The organism is Pseudomonas sp. NPDC087358 (assembly GCF_044900785.1).
Taxonomy (GTDB): domain Bacteria; phylum Pseudomonadota; class Gammaproteobacteria; order Pseudomonadales; family Pseudomonadaceae; genus Aquipseudomonas.
This window is the reverse complement of sequence record NZ_JBJDOA010000001.1, coordinates 491,479-513,069: the sequence shown is the minus strand read 5'-3', so window position 1 is coordinate 513,069 and position 21,591 is coordinate 491,479. Positions and strand designations below refer to the sequence as shown.

19 protein-coding genes are annotated in these 21,591 nt (G+C 59.6%); 14 read left to right on the top strand and 5 right to left on the bottom strand.

Annotated elements, in window-relative coordinates; translation table 11 throughout:
• Nucleotides 1-63: 63 nt before the first annotated feature.
• Together dapD and ACI2KS_RS02265 are read right to left on the bottom strand one after the other, a co-directional pair.
• Entirely contained in the window at nt 64-1,098 is a 1,035-nt protein-coding gene (gene dapD / locus ACI2KS_RS02270) for a 2,3,4,5-tetrahydropyridine-2,6-dicarboxylate N-succinyltransferase (protein WP_404616779.1), read from the bottom strand.
• A gap of 36 nt (nt 1,099-1,134) precedes the next feature.
• Nucleotides 1,135-1,491, bottom strand: a complete 357-nt coding sequence (locus ACI2KS_RS02265) for an ArsC family reductase (protein ID WP_404616777.1) — start codon at nt 1,489-1,491, stop codon at nt 1,135-1,137.
• Nucleotides 1,492-1,723: 232 nt separating this feature from the next.
• Between ACI2KS_RS02265 and ACI2KS_RS02260 the strand changes: the two genes are divergently transcribed.
• Entirely contained in the window at nt 1,724-3,370 is a 1,647-nt protein-coding gene (locus ACI2KS_RS02260) for a Na+/H+ antiporter (RefSeq protein WP_404616775.1), read from the top strand.
• A gap of 168 nt (nt 3,371-3,538) precedes the next feature.
• Here the strand turns inward: ACI2KS_RS02260 and dapC are convergent, their stop codons facing one another.
• From dapC to map, 3 genes are all read right to left on the bottom strand, one after another.
• Entirely contained in the window at nt 3,539-4,735 is a 1,197-nt protein-coding gene (gene dapC, locus ACI2KS_RS02255) for a succinyldiaminopimelate transaminase (RefSeq protein WP_404616773.1), read from the bottom strand.
• Nucleotides 4,736-4,816: 81 nt separating this feature from the next.
• The gene (locus ACI2KS_RS02250; RefSeq protein ID WP_404616771.1) at nt 4,817-7,516 is read right to left on the bottom strand and encodes a [protein-PII] uridylyltransferase; all 2,700 of its coding nucleotides are present in this window, start codon (nt 7,514-7,516) and stop codon (nt 4,817-4,819) included.
• Nucleotides 7,517-7,569: 53 nt separating this feature from the next.
• The gene (map, locus tag ACI2KS_RS02245) at nt 7,570-8,352 is read right to left on the bottom strand and encodes a type I methionyl aminopeptidase (protein WP_404616769.1); all 783 of its coding nucleotides are present in this window, start codon (nt 8,350-8,352) and stop codon (nt 7,570-7,572) included.
• A 337-nt stretch (nt 8,353-8,689) separates the two neighbouring features.
• Here map and rpsB point away from each other — a divergent pair, with 337 nt between their 5' ends.
• The 13 genes from rpsB (at nt 8,690) to lpxA (ending at nt 21,590) form a co-directional block, all read left to right on the top strand.
• A complete protein-coding gene (gene rpsB / locus ACI2KS_RS02240; RefSeq protein WP_037014262.1) occupies nt 8,690-9,430 on the top strand; it encodes a 30S ribosomal protein S2 in 741 nt (246 codons plus the stop codon).
• Nucleotides 9,431-9,616: 186 nt separating this feature from the next.
• Entirely contained in the window at nt 9,617-10,480 is an 864-nt protein-coding gene (tsf, locus tag ACI2KS_RS02235; RefSeq protein WP_404616767.1) for a translation elongation factor Ts, read from the top strand.
• 202 nt (nt 10,481-10,682) lie between these two features.
• Complete coding sequence (gene pyrH, locus ACI2KS_RS02230) at nt 10,683-11,426, top strand: UMP kinase (protein WP_003172271.1); 744 nt, start codon at nt 10,683-10,685, stop codon at nt 11,424-11,426.
• Nucleotides 11,423-11,980 carry a ribosome recycling factor gene (frr, locus tag ACI2KS_RS02225; RefSeq protein ID WP_131059158.1) on the top strand — a complete coding sequence of 186 codons (558 nt, stop codon included), beginning with the start codon at nt 11,423-11,425 and terminating at the stop codon, nt 11,978-11,980. The genes pyrH and frr overlap by 4 nt, the downstream gene beginning before the upstream one ends.
• A 16-nt stretch (nt 11,981-11,996) precedes the next feature.
• Nucleotides 11,997-12,752 (top strand): polyprenyl diphosphate synthase, encoded by a 756-nt coding sequence (gene uppS / locus ACI2KS_RS02220; RefSeq protein ID WP_404616764.1) that lies wholly within the window; start codon nt 11,997-11,999, stop codon nt 12,750-12,752.
• Nucleotides 12,752-13,570 (top strand): phosphatidate cytidylyltransferase, encoded by an 819-nt coding sequence (locus ACI2KS_RS02215; RefSeq protein ID WP_404616762.1) that lies wholly within the window; start codon nt 12,752-12,754, stop codon nt 13,568-13,570. The genes uppS and ACI2KS_RS02215 overlap by 1 nt, the downstream gene beginning before the upstream one ends.
• Nucleotides 13,567-14,757 carry a 1-deoxy-D-xylulose-5-phosphate reductoisomerase gene (ispC, locus tag ACI2KS_RS02210; RefSeq protein WP_404616760.1) on the top strand — a complete coding sequence of 397 codons (1,191 nt, stop codon included), beginning with the start codon at nt 13,567-13,569 and terminating at the stop codon, nt 14,755-14,757. The genes ACI2KS_RS02215 and ispC overlap by 4 nt, the downstream gene beginning before the upstream one ends.
• 93 nt (nt 14,758-14,850) lie before the next feature.
• Nucleotides 14,851-16,203: a sigma E protease regulator RseP gene (gene rseP, locus ACI2KS_RS02205; RefSeq protein ID WP_404616758.1), complete on the top strand. Its 1,353-nt coding sequence runs from the start codon at nt 14,851-14,853 to the stop codon at nt 16,201-16,203.
• A 75-nt stretch (nt 16,204-16,278) separates the two neighbouring features.
• On the top strand, nt 16,279-18,654 hold the full coding sequence (gene bamA / locus ACI2KS_RS02200; RefSeq protein WP_404616756.1) for an outer membrane protein assembly factor BamA: 2,376 nt from the start codon (nt 16,279-16,281) through the stop codon (nt 18,652-18,654).
• A gap of 46 nt (nt 18,655-18,700) precedes the next feature.
• Nucleotides 18,701-19,204 carry an OmpH family outer membrane protein gene (locus tag ACI2KS_RS02195; RefSeq protein WP_296261936.1) on the top strand — a complete coding sequence of 168 codons (504 nt, stop codon included), beginning with the start codon at nt 18,701-18,703 and terminating at the stop codon, nt 19,202-19,204.
• 4 nt (nt 19,205-19,208) lie between these two features.
• Nucleotides 19,209-20,264 carry a UDP-3-O-(3-hydroxymyristoyl)glucosamine N-acyltransferase gene (gene lpxD / locus ACI2KS_RS02190; RefSeq protein ID WP_404616754.1) on the top strand — a complete coding sequence of 352 codons (1,056 nt, stop codon included), beginning with the start codon at nt 19,209-19,211 and terminating at the stop codon, nt 20,262-20,264.
• Nucleotides 20,265-20,376: 112 nt separating this feature from the next.
• Nucleotides 20,377-20,817, top strand: coding sequence for a 3-hydroxyacyl-ACP dehydratase FabZ (gene fabZ, locus ACI2KS_RS02185; protein WP_404616752.1), 441 nt, complete (start codon nt 20,377-20,379; stop codon nt 20,815-20,817).
• Nucleotides 20,814-21,590 (top strand): acyl-ACP--UDP-N-acetylglucosamine O-acyltransferase, encoded by a 777-nt coding sequence (lpxA, locus tag ACI2KS_RS02180; protein WP_404616750.1) that lies wholly within the window; start codon nt 20,814-20,816, stop codon nt 21,588-21,590. The genes fabZ and lpxA overlap by 4 nt, the downstream gene beginning before the upstream one ends.
• The last annotated feature ends 1 nt before the right edge of the window (nt 21,591 follow it).

Sequence of the window (21,591 nt, the reverse complement as noted above, 5' to 3'; positions counted from 1 at the left end):
CATTTAGGCTCAGTGAAGAGGGTTCGAGCCTTGGAGCAGGCTCGAACCCTTGCGCAGCGTCGATCAGTTGTGAGCGTGCAGCGCTTCGTTCAACTCGATGGCCGACTTGTGGGATTTGCATTCCACGGCGCCGGTTTGCGAATTGCGGCGGAACAGCAGGTCAGGTTGACCGGCCAGATCACGGGCTTTGAGCACCTTGACCAGCTCGTTGTTCTCGTCCAGCAGCGCCACTTTGGTGCCCGCGGTGATGTACAGGCCGGCTTCCACAGTGTTGCGATCGCCCAACGGAATGCCGATACCGGCGTTCGCGCCGATCAGGCAGCCTTCGCCGACCTTGATGATGATGTTACCGCCGCCGGACAGGGTGCCCATGGTCGAGCAGCCGCCACCCAGGTCAGAGCCCTTGCCGACGAACACGCCAGCCGATACGCGGCCTTCGATCATGCCCGGGCCTTCGGTACCGCCGTTGAAGTTGACGAAACCTTCGTGCATCACGGTGGTGCCTTCGCCGACGTAGGCGCCCAGACGAACACGCGCGGTATCAGCGATACGCACGCCAGCCGGGACCACGTAGTCGGTCATTTTCGGGAACTTGTCCACCGAGAACACTTCCAGCAGCTGGCCTTTGAGGCGCGCTTCCAGTTGGCGCTCGGCCAGTTCGCCCAGGTCGATTGCGCCCTGGCTGGTCCATGCCACATTCGGCAGCAGCGGGAATACACCTGCCAGGCTCAGGCCGTGCGGCTTGACCAGACGATGGGACAGCAGGTGCAGCTTCAGGTACGCCTCAGGCGTGGAGGTCAGCGCGGCGTCTTCGGCCAGCACGGTCGCGACCAGCGGTTTATGGCTCTCGGCCAGGCGGGTCAGCAGTGCCGCCTGGGCAGCGTCGACTGATTTCAGTGCGTCGGCCAGTTTCGAGGCCAGGTCGGTATTGAAGCTGATGGCCTGATTGCCACCGGTATAGCCCAGGATCGGCGCGACAGCGGCGACGATTTCTGCCGACGGGTTGAGCAATGGCAGGGCGTAGAAAACTTCCAGCCAGGTGCCTTGACGGTTTTGAGTGCCGACGCCGAAGGCCAGGCTGAACAGGGAAGTGGACATGCGATTACCTCGTTGATCTCTAAATGGCTATCTCAATCAGGCGATAGCTGCTGCGTACAGTTCGGGTTTGAAGCCAATCAGGGTCTTGCCGCCCAGATCGAGCACGGGGCGCTTGATCATCGACGGCTGGGCAAGCATCAGTTCGATCGCCTTTCCTTGGTCGAGATCGGCTTTTTGCGCCTCGTCCAGCTTGCGAAAGGTCGTGCCGGCGCGATTGAGTACCGTCTGCCAGCCGTGCTCGTTGCACCACTGGTTCAGGTGTTCGCGGTCGATGCCCTGGGTTTTATAGTCGTGGAAATCGTAGCTCACCGATTTCTCGTCAAGCCAGGTGCGAGCTTTCTTCATTGTGTCGCAGGCTTTGATCCCGTACAGGTGCAACGTGTTGTCAGCCATGAGCTTGCCCCCTTTGAGATGCTTGAAAAAACGGTGACGGATTATGCCACGTACAAACCACTTGAGCGCGGCCTGGCGATGCTTTGTGTGTGCGTGTGAATGTTTTTGCGCGAGCCTGCACTGGAGTGGCAACGACGGGGCATCACTTTAAACCGCTAATATGGCACTTCGACGCTGCACCACGGTCTGCTCGGGGTGTCGTTATAAAGTGGCTCGCTTGGGGATTACTGGAATGCAGTCAGCCTATACCGTCCTTATCCTGTTGACGCTGGTAGGTGTCTCACGATTGCTGGCGCGGGTGATTCCGCTGCCATTGCCACTGGTGCAGATCGCGGCGGGGGCATTGCTGGCCTGGCCGACGCTGGGGCTGCATGTCGCGCTCGACCCCGAACTGTTTCTTTTTCTGTTTCTGCCTCCGCTGCTGTTTTCCGATGGCTGGCGCATGCCCAAGCGCGATTTCTGGCGTTATCGCGGACCCATCCTGACCATGGCGGTAGGGCTGGTGATTTTCACGGTCATGGGTGCCGGGTACTTCATCCACTGGCTGTTGCCCACGGTGCCTCTGCCGGTGGCGTTCGCCCTGGCGGCTGTCCTTTCTCCTACAGACGCGGTGGCCGTGTCGGCGATTGCCCAGGATCGTCTGCCCGCACCGATCATGCGCATGCTGCAGGGCGAGGCCCTGATGAATGACGCTTCGGGCCTGGTCACCTTCAAATTCGCCTTGGCCGCAGCTATCACTGGCGTGTTCTCGCTGACCGACGCCAGCCTGACTTTCCTGCTGGTGGCCTGCGGTGGTCTGGCGGTGGGGGTTGCCTTGAGCTGGCTGGTGGGGCGTTTTCGCAGCTGGATGATTACCCGCGGCTGGGACGATCCGGCGACCCATGTGGTGTTCATGTTGCTGCTGCCGTTTGCCGCCTACGTGCTGGCGGAAAGACTGGGGGTTTCCGGCATCCTCTCGGCGGTGGCGGCGGGGATGATGCAGAGCTGGGTTGACCTGTTGCCGCGCCAGACCAGTACCCGGCTGCTCAATCGCAGCGTCTGGACCCTGTTGGAGTTTGCCTTCAACGGCCTGATCTTCCTGCTGCTGGGCTTGCAGTTGCCTGACATCGTCGCAGCCGTGACCCACCATGAAATCACGCTTTGGCCGACCCTGCTCTGGCGTTGCCTGGATGTGCTGGCGATTTTCGTGGTGCTGGCGGTGCTGCGCTACGTCTGGGTGCAAAGCGTCTGGCGCCTGATGATTCGGATCAGGCGCTGGCGCGGGCGTGGTGACGGATCGCTGGAGTTGTCGACGCGTTCTTCATTGCTGTTGACGGTCGGCGGCGTGCGCGGCGCGGTGACCCTGGCCGGTATTCTGTCGGTGCCCATGCTGATTGCCGAAGGCGTGGATTTTCCGGAGCGTGATCTGCTGATTTTCATCGCCGCCGGCGTGATTCTGCTGTCGCTGGTGGCGGCCAGTACTTGCTTGCCGTTGTTGTTGCGCGGGCTGGTCAGTGAGCCGGACCTGCGCCTGAAACGCGAAGTGCGTGATGCCTGGAAGCGCACGGCCCAAGCCGCGATCCAGACCTTGGAAAATGAACAGATGCCGGGCACCAGCAACTCGCCCGATGCTGCGCAGGCGGTGCTGGCCACCGAAGTGAAGTCGCGAATCATGTCCGAATACCGCCACCGCCTGGAGATCTTCAATGACACCGCCGAGGCCCAGGCACTGGCGTTTCAGATGGATCAGCTGGAGAAGCGCCTGCGCATCAACGCCCTGCGCGCCCAGCGCCTGGAGCTGTACAGCCTGCACCGTCATCACCAGATCGGCGATGACGTGCTGCGCATGGTGCTGGCCGAGCTGGACCTCAATGAGGCTAATCTGGGGGTAGTGAGGTAGGCAGAGCGAAGGGTGCAACAGCCTGACTGACTCGGGCTCGCGCACCTGGCGTTTTGATGCCGCATGCAATTCTCCCCCAGACCCCGATCTACACGCGATTGCGTGAAGATCGGGAGTTTCTGCGCTCCAGCTGTTGCCGTTGCTTTTCCTGGCAGATCGCGCGGGGGCTCAACGACTCTTCACGAACTCGCGAATCCGCTCAGCCGCTTCGACGCATTCGGCAAGCGGGGCGACCAGCGCCATGCGCACCCGGCCTGCGCCCGGATTGAAACCATCAACCTCACGCGACAGGTACGACCCCGGCACCACGGTCACGTGCTCGGCGACGAACAGGTCGCGACAGAATCGCGCATCGTTGCCGCCTACGTCGGGCCACAAATAGAAACCGCCGTCAGGGCGCTGCACGTCCATCACCGGCGAAAGGATTTGCAGCACCGCGTCGAATTTTTCGCGATACAGCGCGCGGTTGGCCTGTACGTGTTCTTCGTCGTTCCAGGCGGCGATACTTGCCAGCTGAGTCTGGATCGGCATCGCGCAGCCGTGGTAGGTGCGGTAAAGCAGAAAGGCCTTGAGGATGTCGGCGTCACCGGCGACGAAGCCCGAGCGCAGCCCTGGCAGGTTCGAACGCTTGGACAGGCTGTGGAATACCACGCAGCGTTTGAAATCCTGCCGTCCCAGCTCGGCGCAGGCGCTGAGTAACCCCGCAGGTGGTGCGTCTTCGTCGAAGTATAGCTCGCTGTAGCATTCGTCGGCCGCGATCACGAAATCATGCTCGTCAGCCAGGGCGATCAGCTTCTTCAGGGTTTGCAGCGGAATCAGCGCACCGGTCGGGTTGCCTGGCGAGCACAGGAAAAGAATCTGGCAGCGCTTCCAGATCTCCGCGGGCACGGCGTCGAAGTCCGGGTTGAAGCCGTGTTCGATCAGGCACGGCAAGTAATGTGGCTTGGCCCCGGCGAGGAAGGCTGCGCCTTCGTAGATCTGATAGAACGGGTTGGGGCTGATGACCAGACCATCGTCGCTGCGGTTGACCACGGTCTGGGTGAAGGCGAACAGTGCTTCGCGGGTGCCATTGACCGGCAGCACGTGTTTACTCGCATCCAGCCAGCCTGCGGGTACGTTGAACCGACGTTCGCACCATGCGGCGATGGCTTCACGCAGGGCAGGGATGCCGGCGGTGGTCGGATAAACCGCCATCTGATCGAGGTTGTCGGCCAGGGCTTTGGCCACGAATGCCGGCGACTTGTGCTTGGGCTCGCCGATCGACAAGGCGATCGGGCGTTTGTCCGGGTTCGGCGTGACACTGCCGAGCAGGGCGCGAAGCTTCTCGAAGGGATAAGGCTGGAGCTGTTGCAGGGCGTTATTCATGGCAATCGGTCTCAGGAGCGGGGCGCTGCCCGTCCCGAGCGAGCGGGAGGGGCGGGCGCCGTTGAATCGAATAAAGGGGCGTCAGATGCTGATGCGCAACTCGCTGCCAGGCTCTGGGTTGACGCTCAGCTGCTGAACAATCGCGTCTCGCAGACGGCTGCACAGTTGCGGGTCGGACAGTGGCTGGTTGTTTTCATCGGTGAGGAAGAACACGTCTTCGACCCGCTCGCCGAGGGTCGCGATCTTTGCATTCTGCAACGACAGGTCGAATTCCAGGAAGATCTTGCCGACCCGTGCCAGCAGCCCGGGGCGGTCCGGGGCGCTGAGCTCGAGTACGGTCACTGGCCGCTGCGCATCATTGGAAATCGTCACTACGGGCGCGAATGCGAAGTGCTTGAGCTGGCGCGGGACCCGCCGTTTGATGATGGTCGGGTAGTCGTCCGGGTTGCGCAGCGCCTCGGCAAGACCGTCACGGATGGCCCTGATGCGTTCAGGATTATCGCCAATCGAGCCGCCGTCATTGTCGAGCACGATGTAGGTGTCGAGGGTGAACTGGCTGGTGGAGGTGATCACTCGTGCGTCATGGATGTTCAGGTTCAGCTGGTCCATTGCCGCAACCGTCACGGCAAAGAAGTCATGCTGATCCGGGGCATAAATGAAGATCTGGGTGCCGCCTTCGAACTCGCGCTGAGTGGTCTCCTTGACCAGCACCAGCGGCCCGCCATCGGCCGGCTGCTGGAGAATGGCATCACTGTGCCAGGCCACGTCGCCTGCGGTATGGCGCAGGAAGTAATCGTCCCCCAATTGCGACCACAGCTGTTCCACGTCGTCCGGATCAGTGCCACTGCGCACCAGAATATCCAGCGCGGCACTCTGTGTGCGACGGATCTGCTCTTCGCGATCGACCGGGTTCTCCAGCCCGCGTTTGAGCGCACGCTTGGTCTCGGTGTACAGCTGGCGCAGCAGGCTGGCGCGCCAGGAGTTCCAGAGGGTCGGATTGGTCGCGTTGATGTCGGCGATGGTCAGCACATAGAGGTAGTCCAGATGCACTTCATCGCCCACGAACTGGGCGAAATCGTGAATCACCTGCGGGTCGGACAGATCCTTGCGCTGGGCCGTGGTGGACATCACCAGGTGATTTTGCACCAGCCAGACGATCAGCCGGGTGTCCCAGTCGGGCAGGTGATGGCGGATGCCAAACGCTTCGGCATCGACCGCGCCCAGCTCGGAGTGATCGCCGCCGCGACCCTTGCCGATGTCGTGGTACAGGCCCGCCAGGTAGATCAGTTCCGGTTTGGGCAGCTTGCCCATGAGCTTGCTGGCCAGCGGGAATTTATCTGACACCTGGGTGTATTGAAGCTTACGCAGGTGCTTGATCAGGTTCAGCGTGTGGGCATCGACCGTATAGATATGGAACAGGTCGTGCTGCATCTGCCCGACGATGTGGCCGAACTCCGGCAGATACAGGCCAAGGATGCCGTAGCGGTTCATCCTGCGCAGGTTGCGGTGGATGCCGATCTCGCACTTGAACAGCTCGATGAACAGGCTGGTGTTGCGGATATCGTTACGAAAATCGTCGTTGATCAGGTGCCGGTGTTCGCGCAGCAGGCGAATGGTGTCAGCCCGCACGCCCTTGATTTCCGGCCGCTGGGCCATCAGCACGAAAATCTCCAGCATCGCGAACGGCGTGCGCTTGAAGACATTCGGATGGGTCGCCTCGATGTAGCCGTCATGCAGCTGGAAGCGTGAATTGATCGACTCGGTGACGGTGTTTTGATCGTCCGAAAGAATCACTTCTTCGAAGTGCTGGATGATCAGGTCGCTCAACTGGGCGATGCTCATGACCACGCGGTAGTACTTCTGCATGAAGCGTTCGATGGCCAGCTTCGCATCACTGTCCTGATAGCCGAGCAGGCGCGCGATGCTGGTCTGGTAATCGAACAGCAGGCGATCCTCCGAGCGGCCGGCGAGCATGTGCAGGGCGTAGCGCACCTTCCAGAGAAACTCCTGGGAGGAGGCCAGCAAGGCGTTTTCGCTTTCCAGCAGAAAGCCCTGGTCGGCCAGCGCATGCAGGTTCAGGGTGCCGTATTGCCGCCGGGCCACCCACAGGATGGTCTGGATGTCCCGCAGGCCGCCGGGCGAACCCTTGACGTTGGGTTCCAGGTTGTACTCGGTGTCGAAATATTTGTGATGGCGGGTCTTCTGCTCGGCACGTTTGGCGAGGAAGAACTCCTTGCTCGGCCACATCTCGCCGGGGCTGGTGACTTCCAGCATGCGCTGGCGCAGACGCTCGGGACCGGCAATGGTGCGGCTTTCCATCAGGTTGGTGATCACTGTCAGGTCGGCGCGTGCCTCGCTGGCGCATTCATCGACCGAGCGCACGCTCTGACCGACCTCAAGGCCAATGTCCCACAACAGCGTCAGAAAGCGCTCGATGGAGTCACGGAACACTTCGTGATCGGCACTTTCCAGCAGGATCAGCAGGTCGATGTCCGAATAGGGGTGCAGTTCGCCGCGACCGTAGCCGCCGACTGCCAGCAGCGCGATGTCGGCGTCTTCGCTCCAGTCGAACTGCTCCCAGGCCTGTTGCAGGATGTTGTCGACGAACCAGGCCCGATCCTCGATCAGGCGGCGGATGTCCCGGCCCGACTTGAAGCGTTCGTCCAGCACCTCGCGGGCCTGACGGATAGCCTTCTTGAAGGCGGCGATGGGACTGGCCTTGAGCGCCAGTTCGGCCTGAAACTGGCCGCGATCGAACAAATCTGGGTCCACCTGCGGCATCGAACTGCTTTCCTTCTATCTATATCGGCCGGTACGGAGTAACAGCGTCGTGATCAGGCCGAGGTGCGGGCGATGGTGTCGTCGCTGCGTAGGGTGAAGATCTCGTAGCCTGTGGCGGTAACCAGAATGGTGTGTTCCCACTGCGCCGACAGCTTGCGGTCCTTGGTGATGGCTGTCCAGCCGTCGCCCAGCAAGCGGGTGTCGGCCTTGCCCTGGTTGATCATCGGCTCGATGGTGAAGGTCATGCCTTCCTTGAGTTCCATGCCGTTGCCGGCCTTGCCGTAGTGCAGCACCTGTGGCTCTTCGTGGAACACCTTGCCAATGCCATGGCCGCAGTATTCTCTAACCACCGAGAAGCCGTTCTTCTCGGCGTGTTTCTGGATCACTTCGCCGATATCGCCCAGGTGTGCGCCCGGCTTGACCAGTTCGATGCCTTTGTACATGCATTCCTGGGTGATCTTCGACAGGCGCTCGGCCCATTCGGGGACCTTGCCGACGTGGAACATCCTGCTGGTATCACCGTGGTAACCGTCTTTGATGACCGTCACGTCGATGTTCAGCACGTCGCCTTCCTTCAGGGGCTTCTCGTTCGGAATGCCGTGGCAGACCACGTGGTTGATCGAGGTGCAGATGGATTTGGGGAAACCCTTGTAGTTCAGCGGAGCGGGGATGGCTTTCTGCTCATTGACGATGTAGTCATGGCAGATGCGGTCCAGCTCGTCGGTGGTGACGCCAGGCTTGACGTACGTCGCGATCATTTCCAGGACGTCGGCGGCCAGACGACCGGCGATACGCATCTTTTCGATGTCTTCAGGGGTTTTGATGGTAACGGTCATACAAGGCTCTCTCGGCGCGGCAGGGCCGCAGCTAAACACAGAAAAACGCGATTCTACCAGACCGTCGCCGGGCGGGTTATCATCGCTTCCTTATATAGGTGCCGACGGGCGCAGGACGCAGCACTGCCGCCCGGGAAAAAGCCCCGCGAAAACAGGCGCTTGTTTCAGGTTCCGTTATCAGACTTTTTGTGATATAAAATGCGCCGCTTTACGGGGTAAGCCCCGAAAGCTCAAACCCACACACGTGTCGACACGATGACCTGGGTGCCCTCGGCTCAAGCCGCTGGTTGGTCATTGGGATACGTGGAGGCCTAACCCGACTTATCAAGGAACTATCATGTCCCAAGTCAACATGCGCGATATGCTGAAGGCCGGTGTGCACTTCGGTCACCAAACCCGTTACTGGAACCCGAAAATGGGTAAGTACATTTTCGGCGCGCGTAACAAGATCCACATCATCAACCTTGAAAAAACCCTGCCTATGTTCAACGAAGCTCTGACTTTCGTTGAGCGCCTGGCTCAGGGCAAAAACAAGATTCTGTTCGTCGGCACCAAGCGTTCCGCTGGCAAGATCGTTGCCGAAGAAGCAGCACGTTGCGGTTCGCCGTACGTCGACCACCGCTGGTTGGGCGGCATGCTGACCAACTTCAAGACCATTCGCGCTTCCATCAAGCGTCTGCGTGATCTTGAAATCCAGGCTGAAGACGGCACTTTCACCAAGCTGACCAAGAAAGAGGCGCTGATGCGTACTCGCGACCTGGAAAAGCTGGATCGTAGCCTGGGTGGTATCAAGGACATGGGCGGTCTGCCAGACGCACTGTTCGTTATCGACGTTGATCACGAGCGCATCGCGATCACCGAAGCCAACAAGCTGGGCATCCCGGTCATCGGCGTAGTCGATACCAACAGCAGCCCGGAAGGCGTTGACTACATCATCCCAGGCAACGATGACGCCATTCGCGCCATCCAGCTGTACATGGGTTCGATGGCTGACGCTGTTATCCGTGGTCGCAACAACAACGCTGGCGGCACCGACGTTTACGCCGAAGAAGCTCCAGCGGCAACTGTTGAAGGCTGAGTAGCAAACGCCTAGCGTTTACTCAGTACGCAAAAAGGGGGCTTGGCCCCCTTTTTGCCACCTCGAAAACCACCTGGCGTTGCCACTGATCTGATGTCATGTGCAGCTGTCACCGTGGCTTTTCAAGAATTTGAACGCCCGCCCGGCGGGTGGAATGGTTGAAGACCTGTCCAAGAGGATTTTGAAATGGCAGAGATTACTGCAGCGTTGGTCAAAGAACTGCGCGAGCGTACCGGCGAAGGCATGATGGACTGCAAAAAGGCCTTGACCAAGGCTGGCGGCGACATCGAAAAAGCCATCGACGATATGCGTGCCTCGGGCGCAATCAAGGCAGCCAAAAAAGCAGGCAACGTTGCTGCTGAAGGCGCTATCGCAATCAAGGACGACGGCAAAGCCGCAGTCCTGATCGAAGTCAACTCGCAGACCGACTTCCTGGCTCTGCAGGACGATTTCAAGGCATTCGTCGCTAACAGCGTCGAGAAAGCCTTTGCTGACAAGCTGACCACCGTTGAGCCTCTGGTTGAAGCGCAGGAAGCTGATCGTCTGGTTCTGGTCGGCAAGGTTGGCGAGAACGTCAACATCCGTCGTCTGGCGCGCATCGAAGGCGACGTGCTGGGTTCGTACCTGCACGGCAACAAGATCGGCGTGGTTGTCGTTCTCAAGGGCGGCAATGCCGAGCTGGCGAAAGACATCGCCATGCACGTAGCAGCGACCAACCCCGAGTTCCTGCTGCCTTCGGACGTTTCGCCAGAAGCGATCGAGCGCGAGAAGAATGTCTTCATGCAGTTGAACGAAGACAAGCTCAAAGGCAAGCCTGCCGAAATCGCCGACAAGATGGTTGCCGGTCGTATCAGCAAGTTCCTGGCTGAAGCCAGCCTGGTCGAGCAAGCGTTCGTCAAGAACCCGGAAATCAAGGTCGGCGAGCTGGCCAAGAAAGCCGGTGCTGAAATCGTTTCCTTCACCTACTTCAAAGTAGGCGACGGCATCGAGAAGCCAGTCGACAACTTCGCTGAAGAAGTCGCAGCTCAAGTAGCCGCCAGCAAGCAATAAGACGGTACTCCAACTGTCGACCCCAAGAGGCTGCCCGCTCACGCGCGCAGCCTCTTTGTCAAAGCGGCAGGTGGAATTTGTTTTTTCGGGGTGCGCAGCTTACAAGGCTGCAAATCTCTGAGTTAGTAGCCTAGAGTTAGCGCAGCTTAAAGTGCTCGCAGATTCGTCAGATTTTTTTTAAACGCCGCAGGAGAGATTCGCAATGGCTCAGCAGGGCAGTGGTTATCAAGCTCGCTATAAACGCATTCTACTCAAGCTTAGCGGCGAGGCCCTGATGGGGTCCGAAGAATTCGGTATCGACCCCAAAGTGCTGGACCGCATGGCGCTTGAAGTCGGTCAGCTGGTAGGTATTGGTGTCCAGGTCGGCCTGGTCATCGGCGGTGGCAACCTGTTCCGCGGTGCGGCGCTGAGTGCCGCCGGCATGGACCGGGTAACCGGTGATCACATGGGCATGCTGGCCACTGTGATGAACGCGCTGGCGATGCGCGACGCCCTGGAGCGTGCCAATATCTCGGCCATCGTGATGTCGGCGATCTCCATGGTGGGTGTGACCGATCACTACGATCGTCGCAAGGCCATGCGTCACCTGAACGCCAAAGAGGTAGTGATCTTCGCAGCCGGTACCGGCAACCCGTTCTTCACCACCGACTCGGCCGCCTGTTTGCGTGCCATCGAAATCGACGCGGATGTCGTGTTGAAGGCAACCAAGGTCGATGGTGTGTACACTGCCGATCCATTCAAGGACCCGCATGCCGAGAAGTTCGATCATCTGACTTACGATGAAGTTCTGGATCGCAAGCTGGGGGTAATGGATCTGACGGCCATCTGCCTGTGCCGTGACCACAAGATGCCACTGCGTGTCTTTAATATGAACAAGCCCGGCGCACTGCTGAACATCGTGCATGGCGGCGCTGAAGGAACCCTGATCGAGGAAGGCCAACAATGATCAACGAAATCAAGAAAGACGCTCAAGAGCGCATGCAGAAATCGCTGGACTCTCTGAACCATGCATTTGGCCAGATTCGTACCGGCAAGGCACACCCCAGCATCCTGGGTAGCGTGATGGTGCCGTACTACGGCGCAGACACCTCCATCACCCAAGTGGCCAACATCACGGTAAAGGACTCGCGTACCCTGCAAGTCGTGGCTTTCGAGCGCAACATGCTTGCGGCAGTCGACAAGGCTATCCAGAGTGCCGGTCTGAACCTCAACCCGACCAACCTCGGTGAGCTGTTGCTGATCTCCATGCCGGCCTTGACTGAAGAAACCCGCAAGGGCTTCACCAAGCAGGCGCGCAGCGCAGCCGAAGACGCACGTGTTGCCGTGCGCAACATTCGTCGCGATGCATTGGGTGATCTCAAGAAGCTGGTCAAGGACAAGGAAATCAGCGAAGACGAAGAACGTCGTGCCGCTGCCGACATCCAGAAACTGACCGACAAGGCCGAGGCGGATATCGACGCGGCGACCAAGCAAAAAGAAGCGGACCTGATGGCCGTATAAGGGCCGGGAAGCTTTCATGGAAAAGACAAAGCTGGCTGTGCCGTCAACGGTACCGCGTCATGTCGCGATCATCATGGATGGGAACAATCGCTGGGCTAAAAAGCGTCTGTTGCCGGGTGTGGCGGGTCACAAGGCTGGCGTGGATGCTGTCCGGGCGGTGATTGAAGTGTGCGCCGAGGCCAAAGTCGAGGTGCTGACGCTGTTCGCCTTCTCAAGCGAGAACTGGCAGCGCCCGGCCGAGGAGGTCGGGGCGTTGATGGAGCTGTTCTTCACCGCTTTGCGTCGCGAGACCAAGCGCCTGAACGAGAACGGCATCAGTCTGCGCATCATTGGTGACCGTTCGCGCTTCCATCCCGAGCTTCAGGCTGCGATTCGCGAGGCCGAGACGCGCACCGCCGGCAACAGTCGCTTTGTCCTGCAGATCGCCGCCAACTACGGTGGTCAGTGGGATATCGCCCAGGCCGCGCAACGCCTGGCACGCGAAGTCCAGGCCGGGCATCTGCGGCCGGAGGACATTACTCCGCAGCTGTTGCAGACGTGCCTGGCGACGGGCGATCTGCCGCTGCCAGACCTGTGCATCCGCACCGGTGGCGAGCACCGCATCAGCAACTTCCTGCTTTGGCAGCTGGCCTACGCCGAGCTGTACTTCTCCGACCTGTTCTGGCCGGACTTCAAACACGAAGCCATGCGCACTGCGCTGGCCGATTTCGCTTCGCGCCAACGCCGCTTCGGGAAAACCAGCGAGCAGGTAGAAGCTGGAGCCCGTGCTTAATGCTCAAACAACGAATCATTACAGCGTTGATCCTTGCGCCCCTGGCACTGTGCGGTTTCTTTTTGCTCGAAGGCGGCAGCTTTGCGCTGTTCATCGGCGCGGTGGTTGCGTTGGGTGCGTGGGAATGGGCGCGTCTGGCCGGTTTCGAGGCGCAGTCGATTCGCGTCCTCTACGCCGCCCTGGTGGCGGTATTGCTGTTCGTGTTGTATCTGCTGCCGGGTCTGGCGCCATGGATTCTGGTGGCGGCCCTGATCTGGTGGCTGGTTGCGACATGGCTGGTTCTGACCTACCCCGAGTCCAGCGAACACTGGTCCAGCGTGATCTGCAAGCTGGTCATCGGCCTGTTGATTCTGTTGCCGGCCTGGCAAGGGCTGGTGCTGATAAAGCTGGCGCCGATGGGCAACTGGCTGATCCTGTCGGTGATGATCCTGGTATGGGGCGCGGACATTGGCGCCTACTTTTCCGGCAAGGCTTTCGGCAAGCGCAAGCTTGCACCCAAGGTCAGTCCGGGTAAGAGCTGGGAAGGGCTCTACGGCGGACTCGCCGCCTGCCTGCTGATCACTGCGGTGGTCGGCGTCTCACGCGGCTGGTCGGTTCCGGCGATTATTTTTGCCTTGCTGTGTGCTGCGATCGTGGTGCTGATTTCGGTGGTCGGTGATCTCACCGAAAGCATGTTCAAGCGCAAATCGGGGGTCAAGGACAGCAGTAACCTGCTGCCCGGCCACGGCGGTGTGCTTGATCGCATCGACAGCCTGACCGCAGCGATACCGGTCTTCGCGCTGCTGCTATGGGCTGCCAAAGACTGGGGCATGATGTGAGCAAGCCTCAGCAGATAACCGTGCTGGGAGCGACCGGTTCGGTTGGCCTGAGTACCCTCGATGTCATCGCCCGCCATCCTGCTCGCTACCGGGTGTTCGCCCTTACAGGCTTCACTCGCCTGAGCGAGTTGCTGGCGCTGTGTGTCCGCCATACGCCGCAGTTTGCCGTAGTGCCTACCGCCGTTGCGGCCCGCCAGCTGCAGGATGACCTGCGCGCAGCGGGTCTCGATACCCGGGTGCTGATGGGGGAGGGTGGTCTGTGCGAGGTGTCGGCCCACCCGCAGGTGGACACGGTGCTCGCGGCCATTGTCGGTGCGGCGGGCTTGCGGCCTACATTGGCCGCCGTCGAGGCAGGCAAGAAGGTTCTGCTGGCCAACAAGGAAGCCCTGGTGATGTCGGGCGCCTTGTTCATGGAGGCTGTGCGTCGCAGCGGGACTGTGCTGCTGCCGCTCGATAGCGAGCACAACGCGATATTCCAGTGCCTGCCGGGCAATTACGCCAGCGGTCTGAGCGCGGTGGGTGTGCGGCGGATACTGCTGACCGCCTCCGGTGGACCGTTCCGTGAGACGCCGCTGGCGGAACTCGAGCACGTCTCCCCCGAGCAGGCATGCGCGCATCCGAACTGGTCCATGGGGCGCAAGATTTCCGTGGACTCGGCCAGCATGATGAACAAGGGGCTTGAGCTGATCGAGGCCTGCTGGCTGTTCGATACGGCGCCTGCGCAAATCGAGGTGGTCATTCATCCGCAAAGCGTTATCCACTCGATGGTGGACTATGTGGACGGTTCGGTGCTGGCTCAGTTGGGTAACCCCGACATGCGCACCCCGATCGCCCATGCCCTGGCGTGGCCCGAGCGGATCGATTCAGGTGTTGCCCCGCTGGATCTGTTCAGCATCGCGCGTCTGGATTTCCAGGCGCCGGACGAGTTGCGCTTCCCTTGTCTGCGCCTGGCACGGCAAGCTGCCGAAACCGGCAACAGTGCACCTGCGGTTCTGAACGCAGCCAACGAGGTAGCGGTGGCGGCGTTTCTGGATGGGCGCATTCGTTATCCGGAAATCGCGAGTATGATCGACGAAGTGTTGAATCTGGAGCCTGTCGTCGCGGTCAGCGAACTGGAGACAGTGTTCGAAGTCGATGCCAAGGCGCGTGCGCTGGCTGAGCAGTGGCTCGGACGAAATGGGCGGTAAACGGCAAATACCATCAGGCACAGGTCCATCGGTGCGGCTGAGCATGCGGCGCATGTCCACCCGCAGCGCCGGACCGGTACCCGGAGAACAGCAATGAGCGCGCTATATATGATTGTCGGCACCCTGGTAGCCCTGGGTGTGCTGGTAACCTTTCACGAGTTTGGCCACTTCTGGGTGGCCCGGCGTTGTGGCGTCAAGGTTTTGCGGTTTTCAGTCGGGTTCGGCATGCCGCTATTACGCTGGCATGACCGTAAAGGTACCGAATATGTAGTCGCTGCGATTCCGTTGGGCGGCTATGTAAAGATGCTCGATGAGCGAGAAGGCGATGTCCCTGCCGAGCTGGTCGACCAGTCATTCAATCGCAAGTCGGTCTATCAGCGTATCGCCATTGTCATTGCCGGGCCGATCGCCAACTTTCTACTGGCCATTGTATTTTTCTGGGTACTGGCGATGCTGGGCAGCCAGCAGGTGCGGCCGGTCATCGGCGGCGTCGAAACAGGCAGCATCGCGCAAAAGGCCGGTCTGACTTCTGGCCAGGAAATCGTATCGGTCGATGGCGAAGCGACCACAGGCTGGGCGGCGGTCAATCTGCAGCTGGTTCGTCGCTTGGGCGAGACCGGCAGCATCGCGCTCAAGGTTCGCGAGCAAGGATCTGATGCAGAAACCCCGCGTTCTCTGGTGCTGGACAACTGGCTCAAGGGTGCCGACGAGCCGGATCCGATCCGCTCCCTGGGTATTCGGCCATGGCGTCCGTCCTTGCTGCCGATTCTGGCAGAGCTCGATCCCAAAGGTCCAGCCCAGGCGGCTGGACTGAAAACCGGTGATCGTCTGCTGACGCTTGATGGGCAGCCGCTTGACGACTGGCAACAAGTGGTCGATCTGGTTCGTATCCGTCCCGATACCAGGATTTCCCTGGCGGTCGAGCGCGACGGTGGAAGGATCGACGTGCCTGTCACGCTGGTCGCTCGTGGTGAGGGCAAGGCTGCAACCGGGTATCTGGGTGCGGGCGTGAAAGCTGTCGACTGGCCACCGGAGATGCTTCGCGAGGTCAGTTATGGCCCGCTGGCCGCCGTGGCAGAGGGCGCGCAGCGTACCTGGACCATGAGCGTACTGACCCTCGATTCGCTGAAGAAAATGTTGTTCGGCGAGCTGTCGGTAAAAAACTTGAGCGGACCGATAACCATTGCTAAAGTGGCGGGCGCTTCGGCCCAGTCAGGTATAGGTGACTTCCTGAATTTCCTTGCTTATCTGAGCATAAGCCTGGGGGTTCTCAATTTGCTGCCCATTCCAGTGCTGGACGGGGGGCACTTGCTGTTTTATCTGATCGAGTGGGCGCGTGGTCGTCCGCTGTCGGAAAAGGTACAGGGCTGGGGGGTTCAGATCGGTATCAGTCTGGTGGTCGGAGTCATGTTGCTCGCACTGGTCAACGATCTGGGACGACTGTAAAAGCTACGCCGAATTGTGAATCTGCCGCATTTTGCGGCAGTTTGTTTATTGCCAGTTGGAATAAGAAAGGACTTCATGAAACGTCTGCTGCTAACTGCGGTTCTTGCCGTACTGATGATCGCCGAAGTTCACGCCGAGTCCTTCACTATCTCCGATATCCGTGTCAATGGGCTGCAGCGGGTTTCCGCGGGCAGTGTTTTTGGTGCGCTGCCGTTGAATGTGGGTGAACAGGCCGATGACGCGCGTCTTGTTGACGCAACTCGTGCACTGTTCAAAACCGGTTTCTTTCAGGATATCCAGCTGGGCCGTGACGGCAACGTTCTGGTCATCACCGTGGTCGAGCGCCCGTCTGTGGCGAGCATCGAAATCGACGGTAACAAAGCCATCACCACTGAAGACCTGATGAAGGGTCTGAAGCAGTCCGGTCTGGCCGAAGGTGAGATCTTCCAGCGTGCCACGCTCGAGGGCGTGCGTAACGAGCTGCAGCGTCAGTACGTGGCCCAGGGTCGTTACTCGGCAGAAGTCGCCACCGAAGTCGTTCCGCAGCCGCGCAACCGTGTAGGCCTGAAGATCAACATCAATGAAGGCGCGGTGGCTGCGATCCAGCACATCAACGTCGTCGGCAACTCGGTATTCCCGGAGCAGGACCTCGTTGACCTGTTCGAGCTGAAAACCACCAACTGGCTGTCCTTCTTCAAGAACGACGACAAGTACGCCCGGGAAAAACTCTCCGGCGACCTGGAACGTCTGCGTTCGTACTATCTCGACCGCGGCTATATCAACATGGATATCGCTTCGACCCAGGTCTCCATCACGCCTGACAAGAAAAGCGTGTACATCACCGTCAACATCCACGAGGGCGACAAGTACAGCGTCAAGTCGGTCAAGTTGAGCGGCGACCTGAAGGTGCCTGAAGATCAGGTCCAGTCGCTGCTGCTGGTCAAGCCGGGCCAGGTGTTCTCGCGTAAGGTCATGACCACCACGTCCGAACTGATCACCCGTCGTCTGGGTAACGAGGGTTACACCTTCGCCAACGTCAACGGCGTGCCGACCCCGAACGATGAAGACCACACGGTCGATATCCTGTTCGCAGTCGATCCGGGCAAGCGTGCGTACGTCAACCGTATCAACTTCCGTGGCAACACCAAGACTGCGGACGACGTGCTGCGTCGTGAAATGCGTCAGATGGAAGGCGGTTGGGCTTCTACCTACCTGATCGACCAGTCCAAGACCCGTCTTGATCGTCTGGGCTTCTTCAAGGAAGTGAACGTCGAAACACCTGCGGTGCCAGGCACCGACGATCAGGTCGACGTCAACTATGCCGTGGAAGAACAGGCGTCCGGTTCGATCACCGCAAGCGTGGGCTTCGCCCAGAGCGCAGGTCTGATCCTTGGTGGTTCGATCAGCCAGAACAACTTCCTGGGTACGGGTAACAAGGTCAGCATCGGCTTGACCAAAAGTGAATACCAGACTCGCTACAACTTCAGCTACGTCGATCCGTACTTCACCCCGGACGGTGTGAGCCTTGGCTACAGCGCCTTCTACCGCAAGACCAACTACGACGACCTCGACGTTGACGTGGCCAGCTACTCGGTGGACAGCCTGGGTGCCGGTATCAACATGGGCTACCCGATCAGCGAAACATCGCGTCTGAACTTCGGTCTGTCGGTACAGCGCGACGAGCTGAGCACCGGTACCTACACCGTTGACGAGATCTTTGACTTCGTCGAGAAAGAAGGCGACAGCTTCACCAACTTCAAGGCGTCGGTCGGCTGGTCCGAGTCGACCCTGAACAAAGGCACGCTGCCGACCCGTGGTTCTTCCCAGAGCCTGACCCTGGAAACCACCATTCCGGGCAGCGACCTGTCGTTCTACAAACTAGATTACCGCGGTCAGTTGTTCCACCCGATCACTAACAACACGACGCTGCGTCTGCACTCGGAACTCGGTTACGGCGACGGCTACGGTTCGACCTCCGGTCTTCCGTTCTACGAGAACTACTACGCCGGCGGCTTCAACTCGGTTCGTGGCTTCAAGGACAGTACCCTTGGGCCGCGTAGTACGCCAAGCAGCGGGACCAAGACGGGTACCCTTGCGGACCCGGACCAGGATCCGCTGCCGTTCGGTGGCAACGTGTTGATCACTGGTGGTGCCGAGATTCTGTTCCCGCTGCCGTTCATCAAGGATCAGCGTTCGCTGCGGACTTCGCTGTTCTGGGATGTGGGTAACGTATTCAACACCAATTGCGGTTCTCAGAAAGTCACTACTGAAGGCGAGAAAGTCGAATGTAACGGCCCGGAACTGTCGGGTCTCGCCAGCTCCGTCGGTGTTGGCGTGACCTGGATCACTGCCTTGGGCCCATTGAGTTTCGCGCTGGCGATGCCGGTCAAAAAACCGGATAACAGCACCGAAACCCAGATCTTCCAATTCTCTCTCGGTCAGACCTTCTAAGGGTCTGATCACTGATAACGACAACGGATTCTGTAGGAGTTACATCGTGCGTAAGTTGACCCAATTGGCATTGCTGGCAACGGTTCTGATCGCAGGCCCGGCATTTGCTGACATGAAAATCGCCGTACTGAACTACCAAATGGCGCTGCTGGAATCAGACGCAGCCAAGAAGTACGCCGTCGACGCAGAAAAGAAATTCGGTCCTCAGCTGACCAAACTCAAGGCTCTGGAAAGCAGCGCCAAGGGCATTCAGGATCGCCTGGTCGCCGGTGGCGACAAAATGGCCCAGCCTGAGCGCGAGAAGCTGGAGCTGGACTTCAAGCAAAAGGCCCGTGACTTCCAGTTCCAGTCCAAGGAGCTGAATGAGGCCAAAGCCGTTGCCGACCGCGAAATGCTCAAGCAACTCAAGCCCAAGCTGGACCAGGCTGTCGAAGAAGTGATCAAGAAGGGCGGGTTTGACCTGGTGTTCGAGCGCGGTGCCGTGATTGACGTCAAGCCACAGTACGACGTCACTCGCCAGGTCATCGAGCGTATGAACCAACTGAAGTAATTTCATGACCGCGACCATCAAACTCGGCCAGTTGGCCGAGTTCCTCGGCGCCACGCTACGTGGCCCTGCGGACAAGGAAATCACCGGGCTGGCCACCTTGCAGGAGGCCAGTCACGATCAGGTCAGTTTTCTGGCCAATCCGCAGTATCGAAAATTCCTCGCGACCACTCATGCTGCTGCCGTGCTGTTGAAGCCGGCGGATGCCGAAGGCTATGCGGGCGATGCACTGTTGATTGCCGATCCGTATCTGGCCTACGCGCGTATCTCCCATCTGTTCGATCCAAAACCCAAGGCTGCGGCAGGTATCCACCCGACCGCGGTCGTGGCGCAGGATGCGGTTGTCGACCCTGCAGCCAGCGTCGGTGCATTCGCGGTGATCGAAAGCGGGGCGCGGATTGCGGCTGGCGTGACCATTGGCGCGCATTGTTTTATCGGCGCGCGCAGCGTGATCGGTGAGGGTGGCTGGCTGGCACCCCGGGTGACGCTGTATCACGACGTGCGCATTGGTCAGCGTGTGGTGATTCAGTCAGGCGCAGTGCTCGGTGGCGAGGGCTTCGGCTTCGCCAACGAGAAAGGCGTATGGCAGAAAATCGCGCAGATTGGCGGGGTGACCATCGGCGACGACGTGGAGATTGGCGTGAACACTGCCATCGACCGTGGTGCGATGGACGATACCCGTATTGGCAATGGTGTGAAGCTGGATAACCAGATTCAGATCGCACACAACGTACAAGTGGGCGATCACACAGCGATGGCGGCTTGTGTCGGAATATCCGGCAGCGCCAGGATTGGCAAGCACTGTATGCTCGCAGGCGGTGTCGGGCTGGTTGGGCACATCGATATTTGCGACGGCGTTTTCATCACGGGCATGACCATGGTGACCCGTTCGATTACCGAGCCTGGCTCCTATTCTTCGGGCACGGCGATGCAGCCGGCCGCGGAATGGCGCAAAAGCGCGGCGCGCATACGTCAGCTCGATGACATGGCGCGACGCCTGCAACAGCTGGAAAAGATTGTCGAGGCAGTGACCTCAGGCGGTAAAGCATCATCTGATGGCTGATACCTTTTTCTTATCAAGCGTGCACAGCCGATAAACTGCCTCCTTGATTTGCTAGAGGAGTGCTGCGCATTCGTCGCGCACTCCCAATCTTTACTACAGGCTTCCTCTCGAAATGATGGACATCAACGAAATTCGCGAATATCTGCCCCACCGTTATCCGTTTCTGCTTGTGGACCGGGTCGTGGAGCTGGATGTTGAGAATAAAAGCATTCGTGCCTACAAGAATGTCAGCATCAATGAGCCCTTCTTCAACGGGCACTTTCCCCAGCATCCAATCATGCCGGGCGTGCTGATCATTGAAGCAATGGCTCAGGCTGCCGGCATCCTTGGCTTCAAAATGCTTGACGTGAAGCCTGCCGACGGCACTCTGTATTACTTCGTGGGCTCCGACAAGCTGCGTTTCCGCCAGCCGGTACTGCCGGGCGACCAACTGATTCTTGAAGCCAGGTTCCTGAGCTGCAAGCGCCAGATCTGGAAGTTCGAATGCCAGGCGTCGGTTGACGGCAAGCCGGTATGCTCCGCAGAAATCATCTGTGCGGAACGTAAACTATGAGTTTGATTGACCCTCGCGCAATCATCGATCCGACGGCTGTTCTGGCCGACAATGTGGAGGTCGGCCCGTGGTCGATCGTCGGACCCGGTGTGGAAATTGGCGAGGGTTCGGTAATCGGTCCGCACGTGATCCTGCGAGGCCCTACCAAAATCGGCAAACATAATCACATCTACCAGTTTTCGTCGGTGGGTGAGGATACGCCTGATCTCAAATACAAGGGCGAAGCAACGCGCCTGGTGATCGGCGATCACAACGTCATCCGCGAAGGCGTCACGATTCATCGTGGGACCATCCAGGATCGTGCCGAGACCACCATTGGCGATCACAACCTGATCATGGCCTATGCCCACATCGGCCACGACAGCGTCATCGGCAATAATTGCATCCTGGTCAACAATACCGCCCTGGCCGGTCATGTGCATGTGGCTGACTGGGCGATCCTGTCCGGTTTCACCCTGGTGCATCAGTACTGCCACATCGGCGCCCACAGTTTCTCTGGCATGGGCACTGCGATCGGCAAGGATGTCCCGGCGTTCGTCACTGTTTTCGGCAACCCGGCCGAAGCGCGCAGCATGAACTTCGAAGGCATGCGTCGTCGCGGCTTTTCTGAGGACTCGATCCATGCGCTGCGTCGTGCCTACAAGACGGTCTACCGTCAGGGCCTGACAGTGGAGCAGGCGGTGGTCGAGCTTGCCGAGCCCGCCGCGCAGTTCCCGGAAGTCGCGCTGTTCCTTGAGTCCATCCAGAACTCGACCCGCGGCATCACCCGTTAAT